General features: G+C 52.9%; 11 protein-coding genes. 7 read left to right on the forward strand and 4 right to left on the reverse strand.

Going from position 1 to position 20,615, the window contains the following annotated elements; translation table 11 throughout:
- Nucleotides 1–778: 778 nt before the first annotated feature.
- Entirely contained in the window at nt 779–2,380 is a 1,602-nt protein-coding gene (locus ACJROR_RS02215) for a zinc ribbon domain-containing protein (RefSeq protein ID WP_406545672.1), read from the forward strand.
- A 132-nt stretch (nt 2,381–2,512) separates the two neighbouring features.
- Here ACJROR_RS02215 and ACJROR_RS02220 read toward each other — a convergent pair whose 3' ends face one another.
- The gene (locus ACJROR_RS02220; RefSeq protein WP_406043941.1) at nt 2,513–5,869 is read right to left on the reverse strand and encodes a diguanylate cyclase domain-containing protein; all 3,357 of its coding nucleotides are present in this window, start codon (nt 5,867–5,869) and stop codon (nt 2,513–2,515) included.
- Nucleotides 5,870–6,150: 281 nt separating this feature from the next.
- The gene (gene rimO / locus ACJROR_RS02225; RefSeq protein WP_406545680.1) at nt 6,151–7,464 is read right to left on the reverse strand and encodes a 30S ribosomal protein S12 methylthiotransferase RimO; all 1,314 of its coding nucleotides are present in this window, start codon (nt 7,462–7,464) and stop codon (nt 6,151–6,153) included.
- A gap of 352 nt (nt 7,465–7,816) precedes the next feature.
- On the opposite strand from rimO, the gene ACJROR_RS02230 reads away from it, so the two are divergent.
- On the forward strand, nt 7,817–9,007 hold the full coding sequence (locus ACJROR_RS02230; RefSeq protein WP_406545673.1) for a pyridoxal phosphate-dependent aminotransferase: 1,191 nt from the start codon (nt 7,817–7,819) through the stop codon (nt 9,005–9,007).
- A 133-nt stretch (nt 9,008–9,140) separates the two neighbouring features.
- Here the strand turns inward: ACJROR_RS02230 and ACJROR_RS02235 are convergent, their stop codons facing one another.
- Nucleotides 9,141–9,395 (reverse strand): TIGR03905 family TSCPD domain-containing protein, encoded by a 255-nt coding sequence (locus ACJROR_RS02235; protein WP_406043935.1) that lies wholly within the window; start codon nt 9,393–9,395, stop codon nt 9,141–9,143.
- Between the two features lie 158 nt (nt 9,396–9,553).
- Nucleotides 9,554–11,938: a S8 family serine peptidase gene (locus tag ACJROR_RS02240; RefSeq protein ID WP_406545674.1), complete on the reverse strand. Its 2,385-nt coding sequence runs from the start codon at nt 11,936–11,938 to the stop codon at nt 9,554–9,556.
- A 371-nt stretch (nt 11,939–12,309) separates the two neighbouring features.
- Here ACJROR_RS02240 and ACJROR_RS02245 point away from each other — a divergent pair, with 371 nt between their 5' ends.
- The 5 genes from ACJROR_RS02245 to ACJROR_RS02265 all read left to right on the forward strand — a co-directional run bounded on the left by ACJROR_RS02245 (nt 12,310) and on the right by ACJROR_RS02265 (nt 20,614).
- The gene (locus ACJROR_RS02245) at nt 12,310–12,594 is read left to right on the forward strand and encodes a nucleotidyltransferase family protein (RefSeq protein WP_406545675.1); all 285 of its coding nucleotides are present in this window, start codon (nt 12,310–12,312) and stop codon (nt 12,592–12,594) included.
- Nucleotides 12,581–12,988 carry an HI0074 family nucleotidyltransferase substrate-binding subunit gene (locus ACJROR_RS02250; protein WP_406545676.1) on the forward strand — a complete coding sequence of 136 codons (408 nt, stop codon included), beginning with the start codon at nt 12,581–12,583 and terminating at the stop codon, nt 12,986–12,988. Before ACJROR_RS02245 ends, ACJROR_RS02250 begins: the two co-directional genes overlap by 14 nt.
- A gap of 41 nt (nt 12,989–13,029) precedes the next feature.
- A complete protein-coding gene (locus ACJROR_RS02255; RefSeq protein WP_406545677.1) occupies nt 13,030–14,700 on the forward strand; it encodes a polysaccharide pyruvyl transferase family protein in 1,671 nt (556 codons plus the stop codon).
- A 61-nt stretch (nt 14,701–14,761) separates the two neighbouring features.
- On the forward strand, nt 14,762–16,573 hold the full coding sequence (locus ACJROR_RS02260) for a Coenzyme F420 hydrogenase/dehydrogenase, beta subunit C-terminal domain (RefSeq protein WP_406545678.1): 1,812 nt from the start codon (nt 14,762–14,764) through the stop codon (nt 16,571–16,573).
- Nucleotides 16,574–16,717: 144 nt separating this feature from the next.
- On the forward strand, nt 16,718–20,614 hold the full coding sequence (locus ACJROR_RS02265) for a hypothetical protein (RefSeq protein ID WP_406545679.1): 3,897 nt from the start codon (nt 16,718–16,720) through the stop codon (nt 20,612–20,614).
- Nucleotide 20,615: the final 1 nt, after the last annotated feature.

Consider the following 20,615-nt stretch of genomic DNA (forward strand, 5'->3'; position numbering starts at 1 on the left):
TATAAAAAGAGCGGCAACACTGAAAACGGATAATCGTCACAGAATTTTAATTAGTATTTTTTAAACATATTCAATAGAGTAAGTATAATAATGACTGACGGATGCAGTTAAATTTCTATACCTGTCCGAAACGGACTCATTAAAATTTTGCTACTCATGTCAAAATTTATATTTTTCTCGATAACTAATCGCTATTATATGCTCGATACCAGACAAACCCTTATACAACAAGCTGTTATGAAGGGGATTTTTCAGAAGCAAAATTTCCGAAAATCATGGTCTGGAGCACCGCAGCCCTTATAAGTTAACGATTCTCGTTTTGAACCTCTGCAAAAAACACGAGATGGCTGTTTATAAGGGTTCGGAAGCCCCGGTTTTCCTCCGGGAAAAAATTTTTTCTGGAGGCGGGCTTTTTGATCAAAAAAGAGCGTAACAGCGCTGTTTCAGGCCTGCGGGAAGGCTGATTTTCATTACTCCGGAATCTGATTTTCGGGGAATTTGCAACGCAACTGACATGATAAACAGCGGAATGAATATATGGAAGCGGAGTCTTGCTGAACGGAAATGCCCGGAGGGAATTTCCTCTTCAGGATACAGGTACAATACAGTCTCCGGACAGCCTGCGGGATTATCCCCGTTCCGGGCTTATCCCGCTTATGAAACAGCAAAGACAGCGGCGCCGGTCTTTACAACCGCGCTGATCAATAGGACAATAGCCGAAGGGAAAGAGTTTCGGCATTTCCGCATCTTTAAGTTTCAGCAGCAAGGATCCCCCGTTATGCAATGCAGCTCCTGCAACAAGGAATTACCGGATCGGGCGCTGTTCTGCCCCTGGTGCGGCTTTCAGCTCCTGAAAACCAAATCCGGGGGAACGCCAGAACAGGAAACAGCGCCTCAGGAAAACAAAAACATTTTTGAAATTCACCGGTCGGATCTGGGAACGGAGCCGGTGTTTTCCGAAAGATCCTCCCGGCTGGCCGCAAATGACCTGACCCTGTTCAGCAGAATCTTTGATCTCCGGCTGGATGCCCTGGCCGAAGCCGTAGCGGCGCGCTTCACAAGCCCGGAGATCCTGAAGAATCTTCTGGGCCCCCGGGGGCTCAGGATGCTCCGGCTCCTTAAAAGCTTCTACAAGAGAGGCCGCCTGACTCCGGAAATGCTGGATGCGCACCTCCGGGAGGCTGCGGATGATGCCGCCGGGGCTCCGGATTTTGATACCGCCCTCCAAAGCTTTCAGAAGCTGATAGAGGATGCCACCGGTCTTCCGGAGGCCGTCCTCATGGTGCAGGAAATCAGCTTCCTTAAAGACCTTTCCGAAGAAGACACTGCCGGGATCCGGGCGGCTTCCGAAAGACTCCGGGCCCTCCAGGATCGGATCTCCGCTCTCATGATCCCGAAGGATCCCCTGCCCCCGCAACCTGCGGAAACCGCAAAGGCCGGATCCCCCTTTAACAGTTCCCATCTTGCTGAAAACCGTGAGCGCCTCAAATTCAGCTCGGACACAGGAAATGCCGCGGAGGAGAAGCTCAAAGAGCGCCGGAGAGCAGAAGAACTCCGGAATTTCCGGGGACTTAACGGTCTCTACTCCGACATCAAATCCGCTCCCCTGAGAAAACCCGCTCCTAAACAGGTTGATTCCCCGGAACCGGATCTTTCCGGAGCCGTAACGGATCCCCGGAGCTATCAGGGACTCCGGGGGGTTTACCGGGGCATTTCCGAAGCCATGCCGCCGGTATCCCGCCGGGATAATTCCGCAGAAGCGGCCAAAACCGTTCCCGCTGCCGAAGCTCCGGATAATCCAGTCCCCCGGCAGCCGGAACCGGATGTCTCCGCCAATGATAAAGCTCCTGATTCTCCGCAAAAACATCTCCCTGAAGAGCAGTTTAAAAAGCTGGCCCGAAATTTTCACGGCATGAATCTCGCGCTGTCGCTGGATCTCCTGTTCCGCTTTGTTCCGGGGCTTAATATGCTTTCCTTCCTCATTCATGCCGGCATTCTCTGGCATTCCCAGACTCTGTCCCGGAGACTTGCGGACTTTTTTGCCGCGGAATACCGCCTGGAAACGCAGCATCTCTGTCATGAAGTGTCTGATGATCTTCCGGTGCTGTGGGGCATGTTCATTCTCAACATTTTCTTCGGAGGCGCCATTGTCTGGCTCGCCATGGCTCCGGAATGGGCCGGCCTCCTCCCTGATGAGCAGGAAGCGTCCCCGGTCTTCTGGGCCCAGATCGCCGGGCTCCTCCTCATCTGGGGGCTTTGCAATATTCCGGACTATCTGGCGCTCCGGAACTACCTTGCGGTAAAAAGAGCCTTCTTCGGGATACTGGAGGGAGAAGCGGTGCGACTTCCGGGAAGCATGCCCGGAAAAAGGGAGAAATAAAGGAAAGATCCCGGGGGAAAGAACCGGGAATCAGAGAAGCTGAGAAAACTGCGAGAAGCGCCTGAAACGCAGATCCTTAACCAGCCTCAGAATCTGCCTTCTGCCGTCTTGATCTCGCTCCTGAAAAGCCGTCTAGCGGTTGGACTCCACAATCATGTTGTCCGCCTCGTGGGTCATCTTCTCGAAGTTGAGCACCCGGCCCTTGCCGGTGCGCTTAACCTCGTAGAGGGCCTCGTCGGCGTGGGTCAGGAGGTCGCCCTCGGTGAAGGGCCGCGGCAGGGAGCTGCTGTCCATGACGCCGATGGAGCAGGAGAGATAGTAGCGCTCCGGCAGATTGTCCACCGGCTTCCCCAGAAACTCCTCAATCTCCTTCTTGTAGCCGTGCTGAGCCTTAAGGGTATCCAGCACCTTCTGCATTCTGCGGGAGGCCTCGTCTGCAGAGCAGTCCTGCATCAGAAGCAGGAATTCATCGCCGCCCCAACGGCAGGCAATATCCCCGGGCACCTTGATTTCGTTAAGGAGCTGCGCAAACCACACCAGAAGCTTGTCGCCCACGTCGTGTCCCAGATTGTCGTTGTAGTATTTGAAGTTATCAAGGTCGATAAAGCCCAGGGCAATATCGCTGGAGGGGGACAGTCTTCTGATAACCCCGGAGATCTGGTTGTGGAACTCCATGCGGTTGTATAGTCCGGTAAGCATATCCGTGGTGCTGACGCGAATGAGCTGCGCGCGCTGAATCATGAGAATCAGCTGACTGCCCAGCTGCTGGGCGATAAAGCCGATGGAATCCACCTTCTCGCTTTCGCCGTCGGTCTTCTTCTGGAACTTGAACAGCAGCATCATGCCGAACACCCGATCCTGATCCACCAGAGGATATACGGTCAGCCGGTGCACCAGCGTGCCGGCAATATCCTCATCCTCAAGATTAAGAACGTCCTGCTCGCTGAGATGGGAGTTAATGAACTTCTGGATCCTCCGGAAGGTAAAGCCCTGATAATCCTTGGAGGTATTAAACTCGTAGATAAGCTCGGAGGTGCCCTTTTCGCTGTCCACAAAGTAGATCATGCCGCCGTTGATGCTGAAGTGCGAGGCCAGAAGCCGCAGGGTTTCCTGAGCCAGCTTGTCATAGGTCTTCACGCTCATGCTGAACTTGTGGAGCATGGTAACCAGGCGCATTTCATGAACCTGCTGCCAGAGAATGTTGACCTTGCGCTCCTGCTTGACCAGAGGGATTATCTGGTTGAGCTCGTTCATGGGAGTGACAATGGTGCTGTACCCCTTGTAGACATTGCAGTTATCGTTGCTCCAGGCAGTCTTCATCAGCTTCATGCTGTTAAAGAGCTGATGATCCCGAATATATGTCACGCCCTCCCGGAAATAGCGATAACGCTCCTCAAAGGTGCCGAAGACATTCAGAATGCGCATGCCCAGAATGTAGAACATGACATGTTCTTCCTGAGTCAGGGTCTGCTCCTTCTGCCGGGAACGGGCCTGATAGAAGCAGCCCAAAGCCTTCTCCCGGTTCTTGTTCATGGTATAAACCACGGCTTCCAGAAGGTTCAGAACGGTCTGCTCGCTGCCCTTGGTGGGGAAGGTCTTCATAAGACCGCGGCTCCGCTTCAGCATCTGATCCGCGAAGCTGGCCTCGCCGAGATCGATATAAACCCGGGCCTTCTGCAGAATAATATGGTGAATATTGTGGAGAGGCAGCTTATAGGTGCCGCGAATGGCCATGACGTCCTGCAGAATGTCCAGAGTATGCAGGGCCTCCTTCGGCATGCCGCTCAGCTGATAGAGCTGGGCCAGGTTGTAAAGGGTTACGGAAATCTCCGAATAGTCATTCAGCTTGATGGAGTTTCTGAGGGACTGCAGGTAGTACTCATGAGCATTGGGGTAATCCTCGGTGCCCTGCAGGAGGAAGCCGATGGAATTATACACATGGGTAAGCTCAATAGGCACGTCAATCATGCTGTAGAGGGCTTCGCTCAGGCGGTAGGCATGCAGGGCCTCCTGAATTCTGTCCATCTGGAACAGCACAATGCCCCGGCAGTGGTTGGCCGCGGCGGACTCATGACGGATCCCCAGCCGCTGCGCAATGTTCACCGCCTGATTGCAGTAGTCCAGGGACATCTTGAGGGTTACGTTGGGATCCAGAGATGCCTGGGCAAAAATATTCCGGAGCACATAGGTCTGTTCCTTGTGCAGGTTATGGCGCTCCAGATTGGACAGCAGCGAAACGATATTATGGTAGCCGTACTTGATGCTGGCCCGGTCGTAGGCCACAAAGAGACAGAAATTGGCAATGGTCACCAGCCGGAGGTTCATGCTCACCTCCCCCAGATGAGCCGCCATCTCGGCAAAGTGCAGCACCGATTCGAAATCCGAGCGGAAGATATGGGTATAGGCCAGCTCTATATAGGCCCGGCAGGCATTGTCATTGTTATTGGTGTACTGCGCCTTCTCGTACATCATGTCAAAGGACAGCAGGGCATCCTCGTAGTTGTGGTTGTAAAGATGAGCCCGTCCCAGGAAATGATACAGCTTCTCCTCGTAATCGTTGAATTCGTCCTCCCGGTTGAGAATGCGAATGTACTGGAGAGTTCTCTGGGCCAGCTCCACCACCTCGTGGCTGCAGAAATAGTTAAGCAGGATGCCGCAGCGGTTGATGGCCTCCTGAATGGTGGAGATCTGCCGGGCCTGATAGTTCTGCACCGGCCAGACCAGACGGTTTTCATCAATTTCCAGTCCGGTTTCGGAATCTTCCGGACGTACCATCTGGATCACCCTTTCAAAGCGATCCTCCCAGTCCAGCCATTCCTGAGATCTCTTGCCGTCCGAAAAGCTGGAATTCACCCCCAGCACCACGATGCAGTTCGGGTCGTCCAGAAGATCGCTGCCTTCCTTCTCGTCATCGGCGGTTTTGAGACGCTTGAGAGCCGTGGAGCTCCGCATGGAGAACCGGTAGTCCTCCTTCTCGGGACTTATCAGGGTGAGCAGGAATTCCAGAGATGAGGCTCCGGCATACTGGAGATTGGTAATGGAGATCATCAGGGGATCCCGGCCGTCAGTAATGCTGAGGAGATGTCTCACCATGGTGCGGATATGCCGGGTCATGCGGAATTTCACGTATTCCACATCCGACGGCATCATAAAATCCTGAATGGTGCTGGTGTTCTTGAGCATGCAGAGGAGAATGGACTTCTCGTACTGCTCCAGCTTCAGCATGTCGGCCACCTGCTCCAGGGGAATGGAAAGCCGGCGGAGAAGCTCGTTCACCACATAGAGCACCGGGGACAGGGGCGAATAGACATCATCGGGGGTAAGCTGCAGCCTCACCGGATGATCAATGCCCTTCTGCTGGCAGAAAATGTCAAAGTCGCGTCTTACCTCCGCCTGATCGGCAAAGGAAACCATTACTACCTGAGACTTGTGATGCTGGATATTGGCAGCGTAGCACTGCTCCATAACCCTTCTTACATGTAACGACACTTCTGCTCCCGGGGAACTTTTACACTGTACGGAGTTATATTACACGGTTATTTGCGTCCTGTATGTGAAATCTATTCACATATTGACAACTTTGTCGGCTATTTGAACCGGCTCTGCGATAAAGAAGCCGGAGCGCCAAAAAGAATTCTCCGGCGCCTGATAACGTCCGCGGCCGGAAAAAGTTACAGCCGGAGACGCAAAAACCGGCTTAATTATATACAAACCCCCTCTGGAGATAACCGTGAGGGAGCTAACAGACTCCTGAAAAACCTGCCCGAGGGTCAGTCCGCAATGATATCCCCCTCCAGATCGTATTCGTCGCTGGCGGTAACCCGGGCCCGCAGAAGATCCCCCGGCCTGACCCGAAGGCCCCGGGGAGCGTGCAGGTACATGACGCCGTCAATGTCCGGAGCATCGGCTTTGGTGCGGGAAATAATGCCCTTTTCATCAACGACGTCCACCAGAACCTCCTGAACGGAGCCGATTTTTGCCTGCATCTTTGCGGCGGAAATCTTTTGCTGGACTTCCATAAAGCGTTCATAGCGCTCCTGCTTCACCTCCGCGGGGATCTGGCCGGGGAAGGAGCTGGCCGGAGCCTCCGGCATGGGACTGAAAGCAAAGCAGCCCACTCTGTCCAGGCGGATTTCCCGGATAAAGTCCAGAAGCTCCGCGAAATCTTCCTCGGTTTCTCCGGGGAAGCCCACGATAAAGGAGGATCTCACGGTGATGTCGGGACAGATATTTCTCCAGCGGGAGACGGTTTCCAGAATCCTGTCCGCATCCCCGGGCCGCTTCATCAGCTGAAGCATATGCCGGCTGGCGTGCTGAAAGGGCACATCCATGTAGGGCAGAACCTTGCCCTCCGCCATCATTTCAATAAGGCGGGTGACGTGGGGATAGGGGTAGGCATAATGCACCCGGAGCCAGACCTTAAGCCGGGAGAGCTCCTCCATAAGGGCATAAAGATCCCCTCTCTCATGCCCCAAAAACCCCGGATAACCCCGGTCAATGCCGTAGGCCGAGGTGTCCTGAGCCACCACCAGAAGCTCCTTAACCCCGCGGGCAGCGTAGTTCCGGGCCCGGGTAACAAGCTCCTCCCCCGGAAAGGATTCCAAAGGGCCCCGAAGATGCGGAATAATGCAGAAGGTGCATTTATTGGAGCAGCCCTCGGAGATTTTGAGATAAGCATAGTGGGGCGGGGTCAGGAGAATCCCTCCGGGAGGCACCCGCCCTGCCGGGGTTTCCGCGGGGAGCGCAAAAAGCCTTTCCATTTCCTGAAGCACTGCGGGAGCGCTGTGGGGGCCGGTAATGGCCTTCACTCCGGGCCAGGTATCCAGAATAAGCTTCCGGTTCGGCCCGAGGCAGCCCGTGACTATCACATTGGGACAATGCTCCAGAGCCTCCCCGATTACCTCCAGAGACTCCTTAACCGCATCCTCGATAAAGCCGCAGGTGTTTACAATCACCGCATCCGCGCCCTCATAGGTGGAGCTGACCTGATACCCCTTCTTCATGAGGAGAGTGATAATGTTCTGGGAATCCACCAGATTCTTGCAGCAGCCCAGAGAAATAAATCCGACACGACAAGCGCCCATAAACACCTCGCAAAAAACTGTTTCCGCTATTCCTGTATTCCAGCTATTCCTGTATTTCCAGCTGTTCCGGTATTCCTGCTTCAGCCATTCCGCTGTTCCGGCTATTGTAATGGAATCAGCCCTGCCGCGAAACCATTTCTCACCGGGGGAGTCCCGGGAAGAAAAGAAGTCCCCGGCGCCTTTGCCTGAGGAGCGGTTCATAAGCGGCTTTGAAGCGGATTAAAAACAGCGTCAGGAGCGGAACTGAGAGGAAGGCAGCATAAGGAAGCCCCGCCTCCGGAGATTTCCGGCGGTTTTCCGGGAGAGGTGTATACTATTGCCGGTCACTTTTATCTTATGAAGGTAATGCATCATGTTAAACCAGAAAATGTATGAACTGGGTTCCCGGAGAAGCGTGATCCGGGAGCTTTTTGAATACGGCAAGAAAAGAATCGCCGAGGTCGGCCCGGACAACGTTTATGACTTCAGCATCGGGAACCCCAGCGTGGAGACTCCGGAAGCGGTAAAGGACACCGCAGTTTCCCTGCTGGAAACCGTGAAGCCCACCACGAAACTCCACGGCTACACCTCCGCCCAGGGGGATCCCTCCGCCCGGAATGCCATCGCCCAGGATCTTAACCAGCGCTTCGGCGCCTCCTATACCGGAAACAACCTGTACCTGACCTGCGGGGCCGCCGCCTCCCTCACCATCTGTCTTCAGGCCGTCATCGACAGTCACAGTCAGAACGTTCAGGTGCTGGCCCCGTTCTTTACCGAATACCGGGTATTCATCGAGTCCCGCGGCGCCGAATGCCGGGTAGTGCCTCCGGCTCTGCCCTCCTTCGGCATCAATCTTCCGGCTTTGGAAAAGTGTCTGGACGCCAATACCGCCGCAATAATTCTGAACTCTCCCAATAACCCCTCCGGCGTCATCTATCCGGAAGAGGAAATTAAGGCCCTCGCTGCTCTCCTTAAGAGCAAGAGTCAGGAGTTCGGACACCCGATTTACATCATTTCCGACGAGCCCTACCGCGAAATCGCCTACAACGGCAAAAAAACTCCCTTCACCGCCAGCTTCTATCCGGATACCCTGGTCTGCTATTCCTACAGCAAGGGTCTCTCTCTCCCGGGAGAGCGTATCGGCTATGTGCTGGTGCCCGACACCATGCCGGAATGGGAAAAGATGTACGCGGCCATCTGCGGCGCCGGCAGATCCCTGGGCTTTATCTGCGCTCCCGCCCTGTGGCAGCACGTCATCACCAAATGCGCCCCCCTGACCTCGGATCTCAGCATTTATGCCAAAAACCGGGATCTCCTGCTTAACGGCCTTACGGAAATCGGCTACACCTGCGTGCCTCCCGATGGCGCCTTCTACCTCTTTGTGAAGGCGCTGGAGGAGGATGCCGTGAGCTTCTGCGAAAGAGCGAAACAGTTCGACCTCCTCCTGGTGCCCAGCGATGACTTCGGCTGCCCGGGCTATGTCCGCATTGCCTACTGCGTGTCCGGAGACATGATCACCCGCTCCATGCCGGCCTTCAGAAAGCTTTTTGAGAGCTATAAGTAACAGTAAGAAGCAGGCAGTAAAATCATCGCCCGCGCTGTTTTCACAGCCTGTAAAAGAGTACCGCCGGAACAGGATCTTTCCTGTCCGGCGGTATTTTTTTGTCCTGCTGAGAGAACTGCTGCCTGGCCGGAGCTCAGCCCTCCAGAGCCTTTTTGACGCCCCGGGCCAGCTGATCGGCGCAGGAGGTGCCTTTGTTGCGGCAGAGATTGCCGGAGCATTTAGCGACGATCTCTTCGCCCCGCATGCCCTCCACCAGCTTGGAGATCATCTTAAGATTGCCGTCGCAGCCCCCGAAAAACTTCACATTGGTAACGACATGATTGTCATCCATGTCAAACGAAATCACCCGGGCGCAGGTGCCCTGAGTTTCATAATCAAAATGAGCCATTTCTTCTCTCCTTTTTTCCCTTATCCTCTTATTCCCTTATTCCATTGTTCCCTTATCCCTTGCCCTCTTTTTTCCGTTATCTGAAAGCAAGTCCCCCGGAAAAACAGTTTTTTCCCGGGGGAGATTCTAACACGATTGCCCTTCGGCCGGCATTATCCTCAGTAGCCGTACACCGTTACCCGGGCCGTGCGGCTGAGATCCTCGGCCTTAAGGCGGCACTGGGAGCGGATGGTTACGGTAAAGACCGTATCTCCGGAGACCTTTTCGAGATAGAAGTCAGCGGCGGGGATTTCCAGAGGGTTGTCCTCAGAGGCAGCGTCCCTCCAGGCATTGGCGCCGTAGTAATCCCAGGCGGCATACCAGGGCTTCAGCATGGACTTTACCTGAGTGCCGGAATGGGTCATGAAGATCTGGGTTACGTTATTGGCGTTAACCACCCCCTTCCGGAATTCCCGGGTGGCTTCATCTTCATTGAGGCCGACACAGGCCGGAGCGGTCTGTCCCTCCAGAGCAAAGCCGTAGCCCGCCAGGTTGACGGTGAGGGCATCCACCTCCAGTTCATTGGTCAGCGGAGATCCCGCGCTGTCCTTAAGGCCGGAAACGGAGCAGATCACCCCCTTCCGGGTTTCCGGATCCTCATAGGAGCAGGAGACCTCCTCTGCGGTATACTGCTTCGGAAGAGCGGCTCTCTTCAGGCACCCCGCGTCATCAGCGCAGCCGAAGGCCAGCTGCACCGCGCCCGCCGCATCCGCAAGACCGAAGCCGTAGAAGGATGAATGTCTCATGCCGGCGCCGTTGGTCTGCCAGCCAAAATTGGCGTTTTCCCCGATTTCCGCAATAAAGGTATCCTGAGAGGGAACTGTCAGGGTGGGGAGAACCTCATCGTTCCGGGCCGTCCGGGCCAGAACATAGCGCATTTGCGGCACCGTGATATCCGGCTTCGCGCTGACCACCAAAGCGGCAACACCGGCAATCGTCGGGGTGGCTGCCGAGGTGCCGTTCATCTTGGCGGTGTAATATGCGGTGCCCGGCATATTTCTGAAGGGAGTGCCCTCATCCAGATCATCGTAGAGACGGGGATCGTAGCTGGAAAGAGTGGTTACCAGAGCGGCGGAGTCAGTAAGGGAGCCGCTGTAGCCCTCTTCTCCTCCCAGACCGGCAACCCAGAGGCCGGCGGAGCAGGAGCTGTAGCTGCTCTTGGCGCCCAGAGCATTGACCGCGCCCACGGTAATCACGTAGGGATGCCGTTCCACGGGGCTGTTCATGTTGAACTGTCTTTCCAGACCGGTATATTTGTCGTATTCCTCGTCAATGATATTGCTTTCGGTATCTTCATATTCGTTGCCCATGGCCTTGAATAAGGAGATGCCTTTGTCCCTGAGGCCGTCAAGAAGAGACCAGGTTTCCGGGCTGTTATAGGTAAGATAGTCAAAACCGAGACTCATGTTGATGATATCGGTGTCCTTCCGGTCTCCGCTGAGCCGGAACATTTCCGCCATATTGGCATCAATCCCCTGCTTGATCCGGTAAGTCTCCTCCGGATCCTGGTCCACAAAGGAGAAACCGTCTAAATCCGGATCAATGTCCTTGTCGTCATCATCATCATCGTCGTCATCATCGCTGTAAACCGGAAATTCATCATCATCGCCATAATAGCCCTGAACTCCCTTACGAAAGCTCTTATCTCCCATAATCGCATCCTCGTCCAGCAGGTAGGAGGTTATGGAGGCGCCGAAGGCAATGCCCGCGCCGCCGGCGCCGTTACTGCCGTCAGCGGCAATAAGGCCGGCCACGGCGGTGCCGTGAATGTCCTCGCAGTCATCCTTAAGCTTTTCCAGATCCGGGCCTGACTGGTTACGGATATTCCCGGGATCAGGAACCGCGGCGTTTTCGTATTTCCGGGAGGCCAGATCCTCGTGCTGAAAATCCACCTGGGTGTCAAACACGGCCACATGAACTCCTGATCCGGGAACTTTCACATTGCCCGCGGTCAGAAGATGCCAGGCTTCGATGACCCGGAGATCAATGCCGGCCAGGGGAGCCTGGGGCAGGTCAAACTTTTCTTCGCCGTTGTTGTAGATATGCCATTGGAACGGCACCAGAGGATCAATGCCGGCCGCGTTCCCGCCGGGCTCTCCGATAAGGACGGTTTCGGTAACGGTCTTGCTGCCGTTCTTTAAGGTGAATTCCTCCTTCAGAGGAAACTTCAGGGAGCGATCCTGAAATACCTCGGCCGGAAGAACATAATGCCAGGCCACGGGAGCCGGAAGCGCGTCCGCTTCCTGAGCCCCGGCAGGAGCGGCGGGAGGCTCTTCGGAAACCGGGGTGATCCGCCCGTATTTGGCAGTAACGTCAGTGGCATAGAACGTGTAGACGGTCACCGGATCCCCGGTGAGCACATTGCCGTCGGCGCTCAGCCCCATGGCTGGATCCGGAAGCGGGGGTTCAGAATCATGATGGCTGCCGTGATGACAGCCCGTCATGGCAAAAGCCGCCAGAAATACGCCCAAAGCTCCCGCTGTCATGCTGAATCTTTTCTTCATAAATCACTCCTTAAACATCACCGTTCCCCGGCCCGCAAAACCATGGCCCGTCCGGCGGCTTCATCTCAGAACACGGGCGTCCCGCCGTGCCCGGCCCGCCTTCCTGCCAGGAGATGCCCTGCTGTTTCGTCCCAATCGGCACCGGAAACAATTTTGCCAAGCCTGCGGAATTTTTAGTACACTAGGAAGGGGGCATCGCCTTTATAGTACCCCCTTTTGCAGCATTTCCCTAAGCTTTGCAGTACCGCCTTGTGAGGGATGCATAATCTTTAAACGCATTTTAACCGGCGCGGCTTCGCTAAGAGCGCTGCGAAGTCGGAAACCATGAGACTGGCGGCGCCAGGGATCTGTTTTCAGATTCAGACTTAATTATGAATATACCTGACATTGTTATAAACGAAATTTCGCATTTTGCTGAAGAAAGTTCCGTGAAAAAGGTAGTCCTTTTTGGTTCCCGCGCCAAAGGGACAAATACAGAAAGAAGCGATATTGATATTGCCGTATATGGCGGAGACTTCGATTCTTTTTACTGGAATGTAATGGATAATGTTAATTCTCTGTTATCCTTTGATATTATTGAAGGCGATACCATTGCATCAGAGGATTTAAAGGCAGAGATCGCAAAGGATGGCATTGTGATTTATGAAAAAGTTTGACAATTTTGCTAACTGTTTAAAAGTCCTGAAAACGGCTGATTTTGCCGAGGCCAGTGAAAATGAAATTTACCGCACCGGGGTAATAGCGCAGTTTAATCTTACCTTTGAACTGGCCTGGAAGGCTCTTCAGGAGGTGCTCAGGCTTCACGGCACAGCGGGCGCCGATACCGGTTCTCCCCGTGAAATCCTGCAGCTGGGTTTTAAGGTCGGTTTCATTTCCGATTCTTCATCATGGCTGCTGATGCTTAAAAAAAGAAATCTCTCCGTTCACGTGTATGACGAAAATGAAGCTAATGAAATCGTTGCGCTAATACGTGATAACTTTATTGCTGCATTCACTGTTCTTGAAGAAACATTAAAAGATAAAATTGAGGAAGCGGACACCGAACTGTAATTAAATAATTGCGATCTGCTCTCTGCTAAATAAACTCTGTTATGACTGATTTTAAAGTAGCTTATCTTGCCTGGTTAGGCTCTAATTATGGCAGCGTCCTGCAATCCTTTGCCCTGTACCGCTCCATGGAGAAGCTCGGTTACCGGTGCGAAGTGATTGATTACGATCATTTCATCAGGGATGCCGAACCGCCGTCAGCGCTTAAGGATGCGGATCCCAAAAGATACGACGACGACTTAATGCGCTATAACTTTGATCTCTTTGCGCACAGGCATTTTGTCTTTAACCAGACTTTGCAGAAGATTAACGACGATCTGACCTTATCCCCTCCCCAAAGCCAGGAAATTAACAGCTTTGCCGCTTTTGTCTGCGGCAGCGATCAAATATGGAAGCCGGCCGGATTCTGGTTTTCCAGGAAGCAGTACCTGCAGTTTGCCCCCGCTCTGAAAAGGATCGGCTATGCTCCGTCAGTGGGGTGGAAGAGCATCCCCGCCGCGCATGAGAAGAATATCCCGCAGTGGAAAGAGTGGCTTTCCGGCGTGGCTTATCTGTCAGCAAGGGAGCCTTCGGGAGCCGCTCTGATTGCGGAAGCTACCGGCCGCCCCGTGACCAGCGTGGTGGATCCCACCATGCTGTTAACGCCGGAGGAATGGCTGTCCGCCATGACAGAACCCCGCTATGCTCCGGAAATTGCGGACATCCTGCGTTCCGGAGCCCGGTTTATGCTGGCGTATTTTCTGGATCACCGGGCCCTGTTCGAAAAAAAGATCCGGGCCTTGGCGAGGCGGCTCAGGCTTAAGATTGTCTGGCTATCCGGCCGGGCCGGCGTCGGGACTACGCAGGATAACTGCGCGGAAACAGATCCGGCGGGCTTTATCAATCTGATAAGCAAGGCGAGTCTGGTCTGCGCTGACGGCTTTCATGGCACGTGCCTCGCCCTGAATTTTGCCAAACCGGCGCTTTTCTTCTCTCCCGCCTGGTATCCTGAAAAATCAAACGATGCCCGGGTGAGCGATCTTTTTACAAGGTTCGGGATTGATCCCGCGACCCGCACGGTAACCCCGCGGGTTCCGGTGCTTACCTTTGCCTGGGAGCTTAATTATGATGATATTAAGCCCAGAATCGCGGAGGCTCGGGAACAGTCCCTGACCTATCTCCGTAATGCCCTTCTGGGAGCCGCTGAGTCCCGGGGCCCTCTGTTTCAGGAGCTTAAGGAAAGCGGAGCCCTGCGGGATTGCTTTGCCGAGGAGCATTATTCCGGAAAGGTTCTTCTCAGCGCGCATAAGCTTAAGTTTGCGCCGCGGCTTCCCGGAGCGGCAGAGTGTCACACCATCAGGGATCATGCCGTTATTGTCCCCTCTCAGGCGGCAGGGGCAACCCCGGCCGAACCCCCTGAACCCATTCCGGTTTATGCTCCCCTGGGAGTAACCATTCCCCGGGGAACATCATATGAAATTCACATCAGAGCGATGCTTCTGACAGCCTCTCCGGCAGTTGATATTTTCATCTGCAATGCCGCATCATCAAAGGATCAGGCTGTGTTAACCATCAGAAAATCAATGATGGGACAGGAACGCTGGCTGGATCTTTATGCTAAATTCACTGCTGACGATGATGGCAGCGATGCTCTCATGATAGACGCTTCCCAGCTTACCGGGAGCGGTTCCTATATCTCTTTTGATACCGTGGATATTGTCTGCAGGGACAGGTGACAGCGGAAAATGACAACGGGAAATAACAGCTATAGACACGAGCAAATAACGGCAGGGATCCATGGAAGAAAAACGCAATAAACCGACTGTTATCGAAGGAGTTGCCCCCGGAATGTGCACGGGCTGCGGCGCCTGCATTAACTTATGTCCCAGAAAGGCCCTGTCCTTCGCTGCCGATCGGTTCGGATATTTTGTGCCCGAAATTGATCAGGATAAGTGCGATCGCTGCGGCCTGTGTCATCGGGTATGTCCGGCGATAAACCTGCCCCCCCGGCAGAATTCCCGCGCTCCGGCATTGTATGCGTTTGCCGCCAAAGACACCGATCTCCTCCGGAAATCCACCAGCGGCGGAGCATTCGGCGTCATGGCCGAACATATCCTTTCACAGGGCGGGTATGTTGCGGGATGCGCCTGGAAAAAGGACTGGAGCTCTTCCCTTAAGCCGGCCGCCGGAGACCGTGGCGAAGATGAAGCTCTGCATGCCGAAGCATTCTCGGGCGACGACGCACCGAAAGCTTCTGATGCATCTGCTGCCGTTTCAAAGGCTCCCCTTAAGCCTGTGGCCGCTCATGTGATAATAGATAACAAAGAGGATTTATCCCTCCTTCATAAATCAAAATATCTCCAGAGCTACATGGGAACGATCTTTTCCGAAATAGCCGCTCTCCTCAGAAAGGGCCGGAAGGTATTATTCTCCGGCTGTCCCTGTCAGGTGGCGGGCCTGCGGTCTTTTCTGAGAAAGGATTATGACGGACTTATCTGCATCGATCTGCTCTGCGCCTACACCCCCTCTCAGGCGTTTTTTGCGAAGTACATTAAGGAGACGTTTCCGGAGCTTCCCGCAGCGTATGAATTCAGGAATAAGACCGCCGGAAAATGGCAGACCTATGCTGTCAGGGTCGGCTTTGCCAGCGGCCGAACCATTGCCGTGCCCAATTCCGCCAACACTTATCAGCTGGCCTTTAACCGGCGGGTCATGATACCGCCCCACTGCATCCGCTGCCGCTATCATAACCTGCCCAGATACGGAGATCTGACCATCGGCGATTTCTGGGGCATCAACAAGCGCGATCCCAATCTGGATTGCAAGCAGGGCATTTCCGCAGTTCTGGTTAACAGCCGCAAGGGAAAGATCTTTCTGGAAAGCCTGCCCGCAGATCACATACGCCTTCTGGAGGCAAAGCCTTTGATTTGGCTCGGGGGCAATGGCGCTGCATTTAAGGGCATGCAGCACAGCTCCTCGCCGGGCACTCAGGTTTTTTACTCCTTAATCAATAAAACGAGCTTTCAGGAAGCGGCGGAGACAGCTTTAGCGGTATACGGCGGCAGGGATGTGACACCTCTTCAGGGCCGGCGCTGTCTCCATGTCACCGGTACCGGGATCTCCTTTAAGTTCCAGCCGAAATCCTGGGAGCAGCATTTCATTCGCGGGACGGCCTTTCTCTTCTCCGGAGATGCGGCAGCCGGCGCTTATGCCTGCATTGATTTGGATCAGGAAACAGTTTGCGGCAGGGAATATGTGCTATGCGTGAAATGCAGAATTGCCACAGACAGCGAACAGATTGACTTTTATCTCACTGATAAGAAAAACAAACGCGAGCAGCTGGTGCTAACCCGCTCTGTGGCCGCGGCGGATCGGACAAACACTGCCGGGATCTGCGTGAAGTTCAGCGCCGACAACGCATATGACTCGTTTATGCTGAAGAGTTCGCAGCTGACAGGAAATCTGGCCTACATTGCCTTTGAGGAAATAACCCTGATTGAATACCGGGACGATCCTTATGAAACCAATGCGACTCCGGAACTAAACTCCGAAAAGGGTTCAGGAAGGATTAAGGATTTTCTGGCGCGGAAGCTTCATTGGCTTCGCTGAAATGCGGGCTCCCTGGCAGTTATTTCTGGCAATTTGTGTAACATTTAATCCGTGAATACGTTTTCAGAAAAGAAGCCGTACCACTGGCGCGGCGGGAAACACTGACAGCGGCCGAGACGCCGCGCGCAGCAGAGGATCGAAAAAATGACAGAGCTTACCCTGAAAGACTTCAACAAAATTGCCAGCGGTTCATACAATGCCGGTATTGTTGATTACCGGGAAAATGCAAACCACGAGCTTGAACTTGTAAAACTGAACAATCATGTGTTTCGTACCAGCAAGAATAACAAGACCCTCTCTCCCGAACGGATTTTGGATATCAAGGAGAAATTCATTAATGCTCTCCAGAAAGGCGGCGTCTCGAACAATGCTCTTAACGAGATCAGAGACGAAATCGGCATTCCCAGGTCATTGACAGCCGAAAGCGCCGATAAGAATCAGCAAGGTCTTCAAAACAGATTTCTGCCCCTGACCCGCCACGCCATCCGTACCATTCTGGACAAGTATGCCAAGAAAGGCATCGGTTTCGGAGATTATGCCCAGACGGTGCACCTTACAGAAAAGGAGGTTAAGGCTGCCGAAAAAGCCGCAAATATGAGCAAAAGCAAAGCCGCCACCAGACAGAGCATTAATAACGCCACTCTGGACAAGCATTATCAGGCCCGGGAATACTCGGTGCTCAATGCCGTATCCCTGCTCTCGCCGCGCCGCAATATCCGGGAAACGGTCAGAACAACAGCCAAAGCCCATATCAGCATTAATCCTGATGACAACAACACCAATTACGTTAAGGACAACACCGCTAAAATCAAAAACCAGTACCTTAACATGTGCAAAATTGCTCTGAAAATGACCACCACAAACATCACGGAGTCTGAAACCTTCAGGCTTTGCGATGAAGAGGTGAAACTGGTCAGGGGCGAACAGGGAAAATTGTCGGCATTTATCGGCAAGGAGCCGAACGCCATCAAAATCAATATGGATATTGATCCCCGTAAGATGCTGATGGATTTGTTCCGGGAAGCTGTCAAAAGCAGAGAAGTCATCGGCAAAGGCGATGTGCGGATGTTCCTGGACGGCGTTTTTGAAAATGATCTGAACGGCTCTCTTACCGGAAATGACCGTACCAGCTTAAGCCGTCAGTTTGCCACGATGATCTGCGAGCAGGTATCCCATAATGATTTCTCCGAGGTGATGGAAGGAGACTATAACACCCTGTTTCTGCTGGATGTGGCCCGTCATACCCTTGACGGAAATGCCATTACCAAAGCAGAGATGATGAACTATCTGGAAAAAATCGCAAAGGATAACTCCGGCCTGTCCGATGAAATGAAGGACATGGTGAGGCTGTCGGCAAACATTCCGTTAACAGCGCAAAATAAAGACGAGTTTTACGTTAGCCAGAACATGATTACCGCCAGCGTCAATAAGGTTGCCGAAGACAATGTTCCCGGGCCTCAGGAGCTTAAGAAAGCTGAAAATAACGATGCTCCGGAAAAGGAAAGTCTCTTAAAGCTGCAATATTCTGATAAAGTCGTAATCAATGATTTGCTGAACAGTCCGCAAAAACTCCGCAGCTTCGTTCTCAGCGAGAAGAATATTGGTTTATTCGGAAAACTCCTGAGTAACGATACCAATCTTCTGACCGATCTTCTGACCGGGCTGAACAACGGAAAAAATCTCGCAAAGAAATACCCTGAGCAGTATCAGAAATTGACAGATGACATAGCAAAGGCCAGCCGGAAATTTGAGGAGCTTTTCGTAAAGAACACCGGCTTCAAGATTTCCACATCCCTTAATGACCCGGATTTTAACAACAGTTTTTCCGCCTTCATAAACGGGCTTTCCGAGGCTGATCTGGCTCCGCTTAACAGCATCATCAAGGATATCAGCGCCATAAACGACTATCAGATCAAGGATTTTATCGCAGATCTGGTATTCTCAGATGACACCATGGTGGCGGAAGCGCTGCAAAGCAACCCGGGAGAGGCCATGCGGCAGATGCTGGCAGCGCCGGAACACATTAATGTCTTTACCGCCATAATAAAAAATCCCGAAGTCCTGAATACCATATCAGATGCGGCAACCACCGAGATCGTAAAACAGAATTTCGCCGAAATACGAAAAATCATCGCTGACGCCTTTCAGAAGGCTGAAGGAAAAAGCCTGGACGAAGCTGCCGGGGCCCCGGATTTCGCGGCAAAATTTCAGGCGTTTGTCTCAAATCCTGACAAGCTGCCCTCTTCCGAACTCTTTAAATTCGGGTTCATCATTCAGAAAATGGCCAATAAGGGCTGCGATCATATTCAAAAGTTCATTAATCAGGTATTCCAGGTAGACAACAAGGCTGTTAATGATCGGGGCGGCATCACCACCGACCCCTACAAAAATATGAGCGCCGAAGACATTAAACGGGAACTCGACGGAAAAACTCTTAAGGATATTATGAATAATGCCGCCACCGATGCCACCGCTCCCGGGCAGCTGGCGCTTTTTAAGCAGGTGCTGGGTGATTATTTCGTCAATATGACCCTGGCTGATAAAAAGTCATCCTTTGCGGCCGCGCTGCGTTTCAGCCAGACCTTCGATTTTCATGACGCCAAGGGCCAGCCGCTGCAGGGAGAGCATTTTGCCAGCGCCCGCAACAATGCCGAGGTAAAATTTGCCGGAGCCATTCTCAAGGGAACCAGTCCCCTGATGCAGAAAATGCTGCAGGGACTCCCCCGCTCCGTGGTGGGCGGTTTTGCCGATGCTTTGGATGACATGAAATCAAAACTGGCTCCCATCCCGCGTAAAATCGTTCAGGCTTATCTGACGAAGATGATTAATGATTCTCAAAACACGGATCACCCCATACAAAGCATTTCTCTTGATAAATCTCTGGGCGCGGCATCCGTGGGCGAAGCCTTTCTCTGTACCTTTAAATACAAAAAAGCAGGTTCTGATGAGGTAACACAGGAACACAAGATTGTTAAAATCATGCGTCATGATGCTGAGGAACGGGTCAAAAAAGAAGCGGAAATCTTTACTGCGGCCGCTCAGAAAATCGGCAACTCCATGGTTAAAACATGGCAGGGACAGCTTGATCAGTACATGAAGGAGTTCGATTTCAGAAACGAGGCCCGAAATATCAAAGAAGGTGTCAAGATATATGGCATCAAGGGCAACCCGAATCATCCGTCACACGCCATCGGGCCTAACGTCACTTCCATGAAGCTTGCCGATGATCTGGTGCCGCCGCAAAAGAATATTCTGGTAGGCACCGAAGGCAAAGGCGATACGATTGATCACCTCATCAAGAAAACAATGAAACAATTATCCACCGAAGTACGGGACATTTTCAAAACAGATCCCTCCACCGGCAACGTAATAATAGTAAAGAATAACGAGAACAAGCCGGTACCCCTGCCAAAGGAGGACTTCAGCATGATCTCACTGAGCTCCGGCACCGGTGTCATTAAGGCAGATATTGAAAATCTTAAAGACCAGGAACAACAGCTTCTTGATGCAGCGCAGGTATGGTTTTCCGAAGGTTTTCTGGGCAGCGGCAAATTTCATGGTGATTTTCACTCGGGAAACATCATGACAACCAAAGAAAGCGCCACATTCATTGATTTCGGCAATTTGTACGAATTCAAGAAAGTCTATGCAAAGGATAAAAACGGCAATGTAATAACAGAGCCTGTTCAGGTTAAGGATACAGACGGCAAGGTCACCGGAACCGAACAAAGACCGAAGGTTATTTTTGATGAACGCATTGAAATGCTCAGACTCATCCTCGGATGCGCGCTCCGCAATGGAGGGGCCTTTGTTAACGGATTTAAGAATCTGCTTTCTTCGGACGGCAAAAAGGTTTTTCAGGGCATCGATGACAAGGCTGAAGCCATTGTTAACTCCATCATGGCAAAGGGAGATATCGCTCATGATGTGGCAACGCGTCTTCAGTGCATCCTAACGGTAGTTTCGACGATAAATTCACCAAGGCTTATGCTGTCAGTGTTTGACAAAAAAATTCGTGCACACAACCTTACTTCATATTAGC

Source organism: Succinimonas sp., assembly GCF_045225735.1.
Lineage (GTDB): Bacteria > Pseudomonadota > Gammaproteobacteria > Enterobacterales > Succinivibrionaceae > Succinimonas.